This is a genomic window from Spirosoma profusum (assembly GCF_014699005.1).
GTDB classification, from domain to species: domain Bacteria; phylum Bacteroidota; class Bacteroidia; order Cytophagales; family Spirosomataceae; genus Spirosoma; species Spirosoma profusum.
In genome coordinates this window covers 24,977-39,515 of sequence record NZ_JACWZY010000008.1, presented here as the reverse complement: position 1 = coordinate 39,515, position 14,539 = coordinate 24,977, and the positions used below count along the sequence as shown (strand labels likewise).

The window sequence follows — 14,539 nt, the reverse complement described above, 5'->3', positions numbered from 1 at the left end:
CCTTCGATGTATAATAGACGTATTTTTGTCATTTCTGCAACCAGTATGGAAACCAATACTTTCGACATTCTCGCGCTGGCCAAACAGCATCTTGATGACATCTCCAAAGGCAAAGCGGGCCAGGATTTAGCGGGTTATTATTCTGAACAGATTCAACAGATTGAGTATCCCAACCGACTAAACCCAAATGGTGGAGTCAGCGATTTTCACACATTGATCAAGCGGTCAGAAAAGGGAAAGCAAATCATTACGACCCAGTCATACGATATTCAGAAAGAGTATGTTTACGGCAATACAGTGATTCTGGAAGTTATCTGGAAAGGTGTGTTTTCCATACCCATCGGGCAACTGGTTCCCGGCGACGAAATGAAAGCCAATTTTGCCCTCTTCATGGAGTTTGAAAACGGAAAAATAATCCGACAACGGAATTACGACTGCTTTGAAGCTTTCTAAGTTTTTGACAAAAACTCCTGTGGCGCTTTACCAAACTCTTTTTTGAAGCAACGGCTGAAGTAAGCCGGATCGTTGAAACCAACCTGCCAGGCTACTTCCGATACGTTATAATGACCGCTTTCGAGCAATTGAACGGCTCTTTTTAGCCGCACCTGACGAATAAACTCCGCGCCCGACAGGTTCAGAATGCTCTTTAGCTTCCGATAAAGTTGCATCCGGCTCAGGTTCATCGCTTCTTCTAATTGCTCTACGTCGAAATGGGCGTCGTCAATGTGGGCTTCGATGATGGAAATGGCTTTCTGGACGAACAGTTCTTCCATCGGTGGCAATTGGACGTCGGATGGAGAGGCCAGTATTTTCTTCTGCCAGACTGCACGTAGCAACTGACGATTCTGAATCAGGCTTTTTATTTTCGTTTCAAGAATCGATAGGTTGAATGGCTTGGTCATGTAATCGTCAATACCCGCACCAAAAGCCATAATCTGGCTCTGATTTGCCGCCCGTGATGTTAACAGCAGAAACGGAATATGGCTGGTTTTTTCGTTGGCTCGAATTGCCTGACAAAGTTCAGTTCCGTCAATTTCGGGACCGGACTTGATAGTCCCGGACTGGACTGGCATTAACCAATCCGATAGAATCAGATCAGGAATGTGCTTCTGCGCCAGCGAAATCGCTTGTTGACCGTTGGCTGCGGTTAGTACATGATACGTTCCCGAAAAACTTTCTTTCAGATACTGCCGAAGTTCCTCGTTGTCTTCAACAACCAGTAAAATCGGTAATACTTTGGTTGGTAACGTAGTGGCTTTCTCTGGCAACGTAATGGGAAGCAATGTCTGAACGGATTCTGTGATCAACTCCGATGCTTGCGAAATCCATTCCGGTGGAAAACACTGGGCGTCGACCGGCAAGGTAACCGTGAACGTAGTGCCCACATTCTCAGTGCTTTCAACGGAAATGCTTCCCTTGTGCAGTTCAACTAGTTCGCGGGTGAGAGCCAGTCCAATGCCGCTACCCGATTTCTTTTGCGTATGCTGGTCGCTTACCTGATAAAACCGTTCAAAAATATGCGCCTGCGCTGCTGGTGAGATACCAATTCCCGTATCGGTTACCGTAATACGAACTCCTTTCTCGGTCGGCATTAACATCAGGTTAACCCGTATTTCTCCTCCCTGTGGCGTAAACTTGAATGCATTCGACAGCAGATTATAAATAACTTTCTCAACAATATCAGCATCGAAAAAAACTTCGAACGTATCGAAATTGCTTCGGAACGTTAGCGCAATCCGTTTGCTTTCTGCCAGTTCATCGAAATAATGAACGATACGTTCTACAAACGGAACAATGTCGTTGCGGCTGATGTCAGGAACCAGACTCTGGCTTTCCAGCTTCGATAAATCCAATAACTGGTTAATTAAACGTAGTAATCGCTGAGCGTTTCGCTGAATGGTTTGAAACTGGTGCTGAAGCCGATCACCAAAACTTGGTTCCGATATGAGTTTGTCTAAAGGCGTCAGAATCAGCGTTAAAGGTGTTCGAAATTCATGCGAAATATTGGTAAAGAAACTGGTTTTGGCATCGTCGAGCGCTTTGATGGACTCTGCTTCCAATTGCTTGATACGTATGTCAGCTTTCAACCGCTCCCGAATTTTTACAATTCGGCGGAAAGTCAGTAAGGCGCTTGCAAACAGCAGCCCATACAACAGATAGGCCCACCACGTCCGATACCAGGGTGGCAATACGGTTATCTGTACAATTTTCGTCTGGCTCCACGCACTGTTTCCAATCGCGGCTTTGACCAAAAACTGATAATCTCCTTCGCGCAGGTTCGTATACGTAGCCGATCGCTGCGAACCAACGTAGTTCCAATCAGTATCGAAGCCGACGAGTTGATAGGCGTACCGTATGTTGCGGTGCGGCAGAAACGACAGCGCGGTAAAATCAATGGTAAAAACTGATTGATACGGATGGAAAATCAGTTTCGTTACGTCAGTCATATCCAGATGCGCCGGTGCGTCGCTATCGGCTGGATTGATAGGACGATTAAAGAGTTTTAAATCTGACAGGTATACGGCTGGAGGAGTTGTTTTTGACCGCACGCGCTTCGGATGAAAAACAACCAATCCCTGCATATTTCCAAACGCAAGCTCACCAGACGGGAGCCGCGTACAGGCATCGGGCAGAAATTCTTTACCAATTAGTCCGTCGCTCTGGTCATAATTTTCGATGGAATGGGTTGTCGGGTTGAAACATGAAATGCCGCCGTTGGTCGAAAGCCAGAGGTTGCGCTGGTCGTCATCAATAATCCCTGCAATAAAGTTGTTTGCCAGACCGTCTTTAGTTGTCCACGACCGGAACGTTTCGGTGCGGGCGTCGAACAACTGGAGCCCGTTGCCGTTGGTACCAATCCAAAGTCGTTTTTGGTTATCTTCGTAGAGCGTTGTAATACTGTTGCTGCCCAGCGCGCCCGGCTTATCGCTACTGGAAAAATGGCGAATCTGCCCCGTTTTTCGGTTCCAGCGTAGTAAACCTGAATTATACGTACCAATCCACAAATTGCCTGACGAGTCTTCAAGCAAGACGTTAAGATCAAACTTTTGAAAAATTTGCCTTAACGCACCAGTCATGATGGGTTCTAATTGCTCGGTTTTTTCATCGAACAGATACAATTCCCGTTCGTGACTCCCAATCCAGACTCGACTTGATTGTGAGGCCGCAAACGCTTTGACTGACTTACTTTTTCCTGGCAACAAAAATGGTGTGAAACGATTCTGGTCAGGGTTGTACAGCGAAAATCCGGCTGTCCAGGTGCTAATCAGTACGTTGCCCGTTTGCGTTCGGAACAGTACGTTAACGTCGTTGGCGTTTAATGGCGAGTTGGCCGAGGTGAACCGACGAAATTGCTTCCGGTTGGGCGAGATGGCCGTTAACCCTTTGATTGAACTTGCCCACAGATTACCGCGTCGATCATACGTAACGGCCGTGACCCGGTCGGCCAGCAAACTCTGTGGATTGTGGGGTTCGTGCCGAAACGAACTAAAACGCTCCGGTTGGGCGTAGCGAATGTTGATACCACCCTGCCACGAGCCAATCCAGAGATTTCCGTCGGTATCGCAGAGCCCTCGTTTCAGGGCATGAGTACTCAGACTGTGGTTGTCCTCGCTGTCGGGTAGTAGATAAATTTTTTTATCGGAATTACCTTTTGGATATAACCAGGCGCCGTAATCGGTTAATATCCATAGATTGCCCGTTTTATCGTCGATAATGTCGGTAATAACATTGACTGTTTCATACACACCGGGCTTAATAAACTCCTGCCGAAACTGCTTTGACTCAGGCTCAAACTGGAATAGCCCGCGCCCGTGTGTACCTACCCAAAAACGACCCAGATGATCTTTTTTGATGACATTAATGGAGCGATGATGAACTGCTACGTCGGCGGTGAATGGAATGGAATACGAAGCTAATTCTCCTGTTTCAGGCATAAATGCCAGCAGCGTTCCCTGCGTTGTGCCAATCCATAATTCCCCGTTTTTATCCCGATACAAGGCAGTGACCGATGTGCCGATTCGGGAATCAGCGTAGCGACCAACTTTTTGCGTAGCATAATCGTAATAGAACAGTCCTTTTTCTGCCGTACCAATCCAGAGCCGGTTATTGGCTTCGGCAAAACAGGAAATACTAACTTGATTATTAGTTTCTCCGGGTGCCAGTAGCGGAAAATGGTCAAACGTTTCGCCGTCGGGCCGTAGTCGACACAGACCGTTGTTACGTGGGCCTACCCAAATCGTGTTATGCTCGTCGGCGTATATCGCTGCAATATTGCTGATGGGCAAACTATTCTTCAGGCCTGGCTGCCGACGAAAGATTTTGAAGCTGTATCCATCGTATCGGTTGAGCCCGTCGGACGTAGCCATCCAGATAAACCCTTTTTTATCCTGCACAATGGCCCAAACTGTACTCTGCGACAAGCCATCAGCCGTAGTCAGATGCTCGAATGAGATCTGGCTATAAGCACGTATTCCCAAAAAAAGGAGAATAAGAAGCAGCTTCAGGATGTGCATACTATGACAGAATAGGACAAAGGTATCTTTTATAGATACCAATTTTCGTGTCAGAAAGCTAAATATTATCACAACGACACGTATGAACAAACCTTACTCTATTTCCAGACTTCTGGTAATGGCAGTGATTTCGCTACTCATTTTCAGTAGCGCCTATGCTCAAACCCGAACCATAAAAGGGAAGGTTCTCGACGCGGGCAACAGCACGCCCTTGCCGGGTGCCAACATCGTCATTGCCGGTTCGGTACAGGGTACAACCAGCGATGCCAACGGTAATTTCACCCTGTCGGTACCTAATTCGGCTCAACAATTTGTGGTATCCTTCGTCGGCTACATTCGGAAAGAAGTTCCAATTACCAATGCCAACGATTACACTGTTTCGTTAAGTGCCGAGGAAGGGTCACTGAGCGAAGTTGTGGTCATCGGGTATGGGTCTCGGGAGAAGAAAGATTTGACGGGAGCTATATCGACGGTATCTTCCAAAGAAATCAGCAAGAGTGTTGCGCAGGCACCAGAGTTGGCCATGCAGGGCCGAATGGCGGGCGTATACGTATCGACGCCAGGTGGTAGCCCGCTGGCACGTCCGCAGGTACGTATCCGGGGTGTCAGTACGTTCGGAAATGCCGAACCGCTCTACGTAGTGGATGGTATTCCACTTACGGAATATGGTTCGGGAACGGATAACGCCAGTGGCTCGGTCGTTCGCGATATCCGGGGGAATGTGAACGTATTGTCGATGATCAACCCTAATGATATTGAGTCGATGTCGGTGCTGAAAGATGCCTCGGCAGCGGCTATTTATGGGGTGCGGGCCGCGAATGGTGTGGTGCTGATTACGACCAAGAAAGGTGCTCGGGGTGCTCCGAAAGTGGACGTATCAGTTTCACACAGCATTCAGAACGTAACGAAGAAACTGAGCATGCTGGATGTGCCACAATTTGTGGCGCTTTACCGCGAAGCTTACGCCAATAACCCCAATGAAGCCAAGAACTTACCTGTTCAATTCGATCCTACCAACGCGGCTTATCTTGGCAATAAACCCACTGCCGACTGGCAAACGCCTTTATTGAACAAAAATGCCCCAAATACAGACTATAGTCTTCGGATATCGGGCGGAAACGATGCCACGCGGTACTACGTATCGGCGGGTTATACGAATACTGAAGGACCACTGATTCAGAATAGTTTAAAACGGTATTCGTTAGCTACGAACGTCGATACGAAAGTGTCGAAATACCTGTCGGCGGGACTAACGTATCGGTTGGCCTATTCCGAAGCTATTGACAATACGCCAAGCGCGTTGCAGTATGCGGCTGATACGTCGCCCTGGCAGCAAATTTATGATCCTAATGGCCCGTCGGGTTATGCGCCTTCGGTGAACCTGACCTTTAAGCCAAACCCGGAGTTAGGAACGCCCGTTACGTCGCGACCGCAGTACCTGCCTTCGATTCCGCCGTTCGTCGTCGATGCTACTACGTTGCTGTGGGGGCCGGAAACGAACAATAACCTCTACGGAATGGTCGCTACGTCCGACAGAACGTATACGTTGCTGCGAAATATAGGAACTGCATTTGTGCAGGTTGAGCCGGTTCTGGGGCTGAAATTCAAAGGTACGCTCAGCGTCGACTGGTATTATAACCGACGTAACGAATGGACCGCAGTTAACAATTACCTGTTCCTGCAAAACCCCGGCAATCCATATACCGTAGGTGATGGTACGTCGAAAGGCACGTATGGCGAACGGCATTCGCGCAACGCAAACATTGTTAAAGAGTTCAGTATCAATTACACAAAAGCGTTTGGCGATCATAATATCGATGTGTTGCTGAACGCTATGGATCAGAAATACACGTATGAATTTTTGCAGGGTGGTGCGTCGCAGATCCAGTACGCGCAGCCGGAATTCCGCAGCCTGACCAACGTACAGCCGTATACCAATGTCAGTTCGTTTCGCGATGCCAATGCGTTGCAGGGGTATCTGGGGCGGGTGAGTTATAATTACGCCAGCCGATACTACGTTGATGCGACGGTACGTCGGGATGGAGCATCGCGGTTTGCGCCGGGTTATAAATGGGGTACGTTCCCGGCGATTTCGCTGGCCTGGCGGATCAGTGCGGAGCCGTTCATGAAAACCGCTACGTTCATCGACGACCTGAAAATTCGCGGTGGCTGGGGAAAACTGGGTAACCAGGAAACGCGCTCGTTTGCGTACCTCTCTCTCGTTTCCGATGCGCCCGATTATGCGCTGGGCTCGGGAAATGGAAATGGTATCGGTACGTTGCTGAATGGTACGTCGCTGCCCGATTTCCCGGTGCAGGATCTAACCTGGGAAATCGGTAAAACTACGAGTTTAGGTTTTGACGGATCGTTTCTAAAAGGCAAACTGACCGCTACAGTTGAGTATTATAACCGCCTGACTTCCGGGATTTTGCAGGCTGCGAACCTGGCCGCCAGCGTGGGTAACCAGAATCAGCCAATTCTGAACATTGCGTCGGTACGTAACAGCGGAATGGAATTCCAGCTTGGCTATAATGGAACAGTCGGTAACGATTTTCGGTACAACATTTCCGGTAACCTGACCACTGTGAAAAACCGGGTTGAATCGACGTTCCAGAATCTGCCGTTCGGAAATGAGTACGGACGTATTGAAGTGGGCCAGCCGATGAATTACCTCTGGGGGTATAAGAAAGGCGGTATTTTCCAGAATCAGGCTGAAATCGATGCCTGGAAAGCGAAAAATACAGATGCGATCAACAATAACAATTTCGCACCGGGCGATATGTACTTCCAGGATGTGTATGGCGACCCGAAAGATGCCGGACAGATTCGTTCGGAAACGCCCGATGGTAAAGTGAACACCAACGACCGGACATTCCTGGGTAGCAGCATTCCGGGATACTATTACGGATTTAGTCTGGGTGGTAGTTTCAAAGGGTTCGACCTGTCGATTTTCTTCCAGGGTGTTGGTGATGTGTATCGGTACAATAGCTGGCGGGCGGCTGGTGAAAGCATGAGTGGAGCAGGGACTAACCAGTGGACTACCACGCTGAACCGCTGGACTGCGCAAAATCCATCGACGACTATGCCCCGCGCCGTCCGCTCGGACCCAGCCGGAAACAACCGATTCTCAGATCGTTTTGTCGAAAGTGCCGCTTTCCTGCGTCTGAAAAACGTGCAACTTGGTTATTCACTACCCGCTTCGCTGACACGTTCGCTTGGATTCGTGAACGGACTACGGGCCTATGTTGGGGCAACAAACCTGTTTGTCGTTACTCCCTGGACGGGCCTTGATCCTGAGGATGTTGACCGGGGAGGGGGCGATCTGATTCCGCCGGTACGTTCGATCACTATGGGTATTTCGGCTACTTTCTAATTCCTGAACATGAAAAAATATTCGATAATCGTTGTATTAACTGTCGTTTTCACGACGCTGTTCTACGCGAGTTGCAGCGAGAAAAACCTGGACCTGCAACCGCTTTCACCAACCGAGGTGTCGTATTTCTCCGAAGAATCTGATTTCAACAAAACGGTGTTAGGCATATATGCTAAACTGACTGATTACTATTGGTTTAATGCGAATAGCCCGATTCACGGTTTCTGGCAGTTACCGGGCGATGACATTACGTCGACAGGTACATATGCTTTTGAGATTTTTGGTACGTTGCAGCCCTCAACGGGTCAGAATCAGGCGTTTTACCGGATTGCTTATCAGCTCATTAGCCGAGCTAATACGGCCCTGCAAAAGTTAGACGCGGAAAACGGTATCATTAAAACGGCCAATTTGAAAAACTGGCTACGTGGCGAAACGCTTTTTCTGCGCGGCTATACAAATTTCCTGCTCTGGAATTATTACGGTACGTCGCCATTGATCACCGAACGGATTCAGGCACCGGATAAAATCACCCCGCCCAGCTCGAAAGATACCGAACTGCTCGATCAGGCGATTAAAGATTTGACCGAAGCTGCTACGTTATTGCCAGCCACATGGGATGCCGCCAACCGGGGGCGAGTAACGAGCAATTCGGCCAATGGACTTTTGGGGAAAGCGTTGGTTTTCAGAGGATCGGCAAAAAAAGCAGCGGCTGATTTTACGGCAGCTATCGCAGCATTTAACAAAATTTCGGGCGTTAGTCTGGTGCCAAATTTCAACGATAACTTCGACGTCAAAACAGAGAATAATGCCGAATCGCTGTTTGAGTTTCAGGCTTCGCAACCCGATTTCGATAACGTGTGGCTGGCCAATGATTTCCAGCGGAACGGCGTTGGCTCTACGTCTGCATTCTGGGGATGGTACGAAAATATCTCGCAATTGGGCGGACAAGCGCCTTTTATCGCTACCCAGAAGTTAGCGCAGGCTTTCGACGCAGGCGACCCACGTATTACGTCGACGCTGGACCCCAAAACGCTGAGTTTTTACAAATACTGGCATACAGGCGATCAAAAATCGCAGTCGGGTGTGGCATCAGTCAATAATCCGCGCATACTTCGTTACGCCGACGTACTGCTGCTGAAAGCCGAAGCCCTTCTGGAATCAGGCGGTTCGACAGCGGAAGCGATTGGGTTAATTAATCAGGTACGTACCCGGGCTCGCGAGATGGTGAAAGGCGGTACGTCGCCCGCCAACTTCGCAACGGCTGAAGCTGACAAAGCCAAAATTTTCGACTGGATCATGGGGGAACGTTTGCGCGAGCTGGCCGGCGAAGAAGGTGGGCGCTGGCTCGATTTGCGCCGATGGCACATGGCTGGAAAAATCAATCTGGCTTCCTGGAACTGGAGTTCAGCACGTAACGATGTAGCATTCAGCGTACAAAAAAATCTATATTACCCCATTCCTGACATCGAGACGAATCTCAACCCGAATGTCAAACAGAATCCGGGGTACTAGAGCCTACCTATAATTATCACAGAAAAGTAAATGCAGTGCTTTTGTCATGCTGACGAAGCCGGGCCGCCGGAGCGGAAGCATCTTAAAGTATCCAAATAAACTTGTAAGGGAAGGTTAAGATGCTTCCGCTCCGGCGGCCCGGTTTCGTCAGCATGACAAAAAGTAACTATTCGTTGTTCATATTAAGTCATAAGTTGACCTTTTGTTAGTACAGCAGTAGGAAAGGATAAAATCAGGTTGGTAAGAAACCTATTGCAATTGCATAAATTAGGTTTAGAATAAACAGCTCAGACACCTTGTATCTGGGCTGTTTTCATAATAGGTTCATTTAGACCGCATTCTGTAATTATCGTCCAAGTTTTTGCGCAAATCGTCCAAGTTGATTTTTCCCCACGGGCCTACTTTCGCTTCGGTAACAACCTATGTTTTTTACCCGACTGATACGGCATTATAGCAGCAAGCTCAGACGATCAATGAGCGACAAACAAAGCTACCTGCTCGAAGCTCTGATTGTGTTGCTGATCATGCTATTGCTGGTTTTGGGTATTGGCTGGATGTAATGAACACTAACCGCAACGATTATGATAGGGGGAACTGCTGTTCGACAGACGTCATTTTTACGGATTGACGAAAACGGGAAAACGCCCAAGTTTCAACAAATTATCAACGGCGTCATTGCCCAGATTGAAGCGGGCATCTTCAAACCCGGCGACCGACTGCCGAGTATTAACGAAACCAGTGCCGAGTATTATCTGGCTCGCGCTACGGTCGAAAAGGCGTATTGCAACCTGCTCAAAAGCGGCCACATTACGTCGTTATACCGCAAAGGATTTTTCATTTCGCATGGTAAAATTGTTAAACGGGTCCTGTTTCTGACGGGTGCTATCAGCGAAACCAACCGGGCAATTTTTAAGGCGGTTAGTGAACAACTGGGCAAATCGTACAAAGTCGATATTTATGCCTACGAATATCAGCGCGATTATCTGCTCGATGGTCTTGAGAAACAGGCGGGTAACTATCATTATTTCGTGCTGATGCCACACCATCTGGGCGAAATCTGCGACCTGGCCGACCTACTGAAGAAAATTCCATCGGATCGCCTGATTTTTCTGGATGGCTCAACCGCAACGGCTCCGCGAAACTGTGCGTCAGTACGTTTCGGTTGTGGCGAGCATTTTCGAACCATTCTCGAAGCGAACGCTGCTACGTTCCGCAACTACCACACACTAAATTTCGTTACGACCGACAATGAATATGTTCCGGCCGATTGGTACAGTGCTTTTCTTGAATTTACAGAAACTCATAATCTGAATGGGCAGGTACTGGACGACGTTCGCGAGGCACCGTTGCAACGAGGGTCGGCCTATTTGCTTGTAGATGATGACGATTTAATAAAGATCATTCAGGACGCCAATCGGAAAGAGTTAAAATTGGGGCAGGATGTAGGTGTTGTGTCGTTTAACGATGCCAGTTACAAAGCCATGTTGGGTGGAGGTATTTCAGTAATCAAAACTGACGTAGCAGCGATTGGACGGAATCTGGCGAGCATCATCGCGCAGAATCAGAAACAGACCGTCCGCATTCCAATGCAGTTTATCAACCGTAGGTCGTTGTAAACCTTTTGCCTGACTCATCATGCAACGACTTATTTTGCTCCTGATTCCGCTAGCAGTTTCGCTGGCCTGGGCTGTTGGCCATAAACCGTCGACGCCGAAATTGTTCCGTCGCCTACCTTCGTCTCAGACTGGCATTATGTTCAATAACCGGATTCAGGAATCGGATTCGGTGAATATTCTGCGTTTTGAATACCTCTACAACGGTGGTGGTGTTGGCATCGGTGACTTCAATAACGATGGCTGGCAGGATGTTTTTTTTACTGGAAATCAGGTGTCTTCCCGATTATATCTGAGTCAGGGGAAGACTGACGAAACACCACTTCAATTCGAGGACGTAACGGAATCGGCGGGTGTTACAACGCGTGCCTGGTGCACAGGCGTTACGGTTGTTGACCTGAATCAGGATGGCTGGCAGGATATTTACGTGAGCGTAGCGGGTTACGATAAAGACACGACCAAGCGCGCTAATCTGCTGTTTATCAACCAGACGAAAAAGAAAGGCGATCCCGTCCGATTTGAGGAACAAGCCCGCGAATACGGCTTGAATGACATGGGTTACAGCACCCAAACCGCCTTTTTCGATTATGACCACGATGGCGACCTTGACGCCTACGTACTGACCAACGCCCTCGATCGCTACAACCGCAACGCGCTACGTCCGAAAATGACCAACGGCGAAGCGCCCAGCAATGATCGGCTGTACAGGAATATGAGCGTCGAAAGAGCGAAAGAGCGAAAGAGTGCAAGAGTGGAAGTTCCGAAAACGCTCTCTCACTCTTTCAACATCCGTTGCGGCACTCTTTCAACATCCGTTGCGGCACTCTTTAAAAACGTCACCCATGAGGCTGGCATCTTAACGGAAGGGTATGGATTGGGAATTGCAATTGCTGACCTGAATGGTGATGGGTGGGAAGATGTGTACTGCGCGAACGATTTTCTGTCGAATGATTTGGTATGGGTTAATAATCAGGATGGTACGTTCACAAATCGCGCGGCTGAATATCTGAAGCACCAGACCCACAACGCGATGGGCGTGGATATAGCCGACATCAACAACGATTTGCTACCCGATATTATGGTTGTCGATATGTTACCCAACACGAATCAGCGTCAGAAAATGATGCTGCCCGGCTACAATTACGACCGTTTCCGCATGGATTTGCAAATGGGCTATCAGCCTCAGTATATGCGTAATACGTTGCAGTTGGGGGTTGGGAAGATGGCCTTCTCCGAAATCTCTCCACTCGCGGGGGTTGATAAAACAGATTGGAGTTGGGCGCCGTTGTTTGCAGATTTTGATAATGATGGTTACCGCGATCTGTTAATTACCAACGGCTATCGGCGCGACGTAACGAATCTGGATTTTACCGCTTATCTGGCTGATTTACACGCTGGAGGGTTTGGCGATATGCAGGAGAAAAATAAAAAGGCTTACAAAAAGCTGATGGAGCTTCCAGACGTAAAGCTGGCTGATTTCTGCTATCGTAACCGGGGAGCGGAAGGGAATCTGGCATTTGAGGATGTATCAGAACAATGGGGATTTGAAGCGCCAAATTTCTCAAATGGGGCAGCTTACGCTGATTTAGACAATGATGGCGATTTGGACGTACTGATCAACGCCATTGACGATGAAGCGTTTGTGTATGAAAATGGCGCAGTGCAGGGCGCTGGTATAGCAGGGGAGAGCAATGGCAAAGGGCAGGTAAATTCGTGGCTTCGGTTGTCACTTGAACGGAATCCGGCGCAGGGAACCCGCGTCAATATATATTTCGGAAGCCATAGGCAAACGGCTGAGTTTAATCCAACGCGCGGATACGTATCGTCGGTGGAGCCTTATCTGCATTTCGGGTTGGGCGCTACGTCGGTGGTTGATTCTGTGGAAGTTATCTGGAATGATGGTACGTATCAGATGCTGCATAACGTGAAACCGAATCAATTGCTACGTATTGCTTACAAGCCGACAGGAACGTACCAACCATGTAGTGTTTCGATTTCTGCTTTTTTTCAGGAAATACCGGCCGCTGAACTGGGCCTGGATTATGTTCATGTCGAAAGCGAATTCAATGATTTTGCGCAGACGCCTTTGCTGCCGCATAAATTCTCCCAGAATGGGCCACCGATGGCTGTAGCCGATGTGGATGGTAATGGTCTGGACGATATATACGTAGGCTCTGATTTTAGCCAGAAAAGTTACCTGTATTTTCAGCAATCGAACGGCCATTTTAAGAAAAGCGAATTGCCTAAAAACGCGAATCAGGAAGATACAGGCGCTTTATTTTTCGACGCCGACCAGGATGGAGATCGGGATTTATACGTAGTAAGTGGGGGAAGCCATGCCAATGGTCCGTCGGACGCCTATCAGGATCGATTGTATACAAATGATGGAAAAGGTCGTTTGACACTATCTAGCCAGACATTACCACGTATCGATGTAAGTGGTTCTTGCGTAACTACCTGTGATTATGACCACGATGGCGATCTCGATTTGTTTCGGGGAAGTCGGCTGATTCCGGGGCAGTACCCCATGCCTGCCAAAAGTTTTCTGCTCAAAAACGAGCGCGGTCGATTTGTCGACGTAACAGCACAGATCGCTCCCGAACTACAAACTATTGGCCTGGTCACCTCCGCCGTCTGGGCCGATTTCGATAAAGATGGTTTGCAAGATCTCGCTCTTTGTGGTGAGTGGATGCCTGTGACCGTATTACGAGGTAGCATGGGGCAGGGGGCTTTGGGCAAAGGGCAAGTTATTGAGCAGTATACGCTACGTTCTAAACCCACCAATCAAAGCCCTCTCCCCCAGACCTTTGGTTGGTGGAATACTTTAGCAGCGGCCGATTTTGATAATGATGGCGATATGGATTTGATAGCTGGTAATCTGGGGTTGAATTCCAAATTCAAAGCGTCGACCGAGCAGCCGATAGAGCTATTTGCTGCCGATTTCGACAAAAACGGACGTATCGACCCAGTCTTAACGTATTACAATGATGATCAACAGTGGATACGTCAAACCCGCGATTTACTGACGGCTCAAATTCCATCTATGAAACGCCGTTTCCCGAATTTCAATACGTATGCGAATGCTACGTTCAAGGAGTCGTTCACCGAAGAGGAACTTAAAGGAGCCTATCATCTGAAGGCATCAGAATTTCGAACTATGTATTTCGAGAATGCTGGTGATGAATTCAAAGCGCATCCACTCCCTCAGGAGGCCCAGTTTGCGCCTGTGCATGGTATTCTGATCGATGATTTTAATCGGGATGGACACAAAGACGCCTTACTCATTGGCAACTCCTGTGCCGCAGAAACCATTGGAGGCTGGTACGATGCCTCAAAAGGAATATTGCTTTTGAGTGACAGACGGGGCGGGTTTGTTGTGAGTAAAAACAATGGTTTGCAGGCTGACAGGGAAGCAAAATCTATAGCCCGACTTCGCCGAAAGGATGGTGCTACCTTGCTTGTAATTGGCAATAACGGCAACCAGCTTCAAGTGTACGGTATCAAGTAAAAGTAGACAGAAGCCCTTA

7 protein-coding genes are annotated in these 14,539 nt (G+C 48.4%); 6 read left to right on the top strand and 1 reads right to left on the bottom strand.

The window, feature by feature from the left end:
• Positions 1-45 precede the first annotated feature (45 nt).
• A complete protein-coding gene (locus tag IC229_RS11685; RefSeq protein WP_190887160.1) occupies positions 46-453 on the top strand; it encodes a nuclear transport factor 2-like protein in 408 nt (135 codons plus the stop codon).
• Here the strand turns inward: IC229_RS11685 and IC229_RS11680 are convergent.
• Entirely contained in the window at positions 450-4,514 is a 4,065-nt protein-coding gene (locus tag IC229_RS11680) for a two-component regulator propeller domain-containing protein (protein WP_190887159.1), read from the bottom strand. The genes IC229_RS11685 and IC229_RS11680 overlap by 4 nt on opposite strands.
• Positions 4,515-4,596: 82 nt before the next feature.
• Between IC229_RS11680 and IC229_RS11675 the strand changes: the two genes are divergently transcribed.
• From IC229_RS11675 to IC229_RS11655, 5 genes are all read left to right on the top strand, one after another.
• Positions 4,597-7,887 carry a SusC/RagA family TonB-linked outer membrane protein gene (locus tag IC229_RS11675; RefSeq protein WP_190887158.1) on the top strand — a complete coding sequence of 1,097 codons (3,291 nt, stop codon included), beginning with the start codon at positions 4,597-4,599 and terminating at the stop codon, positions 7,885-7,887.
• A gap of 9 nt (positions 7,888-7,896) precedes the next feature.
• Complete coding sequence (locus tag IC229_RS11670; protein ID WP_190887157.1) at positions 7,897-9,399, top strand: RagB/SusD family nutrient uptake outer membrane protein; 1,503 nt, start codon at positions 7,897-7,899, stop codon at positions 9,397-9,399.
• Between the two features lie 422 nt (positions 9,400-9,821).
• Positions 9,822-9,959 carry a hypothetical protein gene (locus IC229_RS11665; RefSeq protein WP_190887156.1) on the top strand — a complete coding sequence of 46 codons (138 nt, stop codon included), beginning with the start codon at positions 9,822-9,824 and terminating at the stop codon, positions 9,957-9,959.
• Between the two features lie 21 nt (positions 9,960-9,980).
• Entirely contained in the window at positions 9,981-11,015 is a 1,035-nt protein-coding gene (locus IC229_RS11660; protein WP_190887155.1) for a GntR family transcriptional regulator, read from the top strand.
• Between the two features lie 19 nt (positions 11,016-11,034).
• Positions 11,035-14,520 carry a VCBS repeat-containing protein gene (locus tag IC229_RS11655; RefSeq protein WP_190887154.1) on the top strand — a complete coding sequence of 1,162 codons (3,486 nt, stop codon included), beginning with the start codon at positions 11,035-11,037 and terminating at the stop codon, positions 14,518-14,520.
• Positions 14,521-14,539 lie beyond the last annotated feature (19 nt).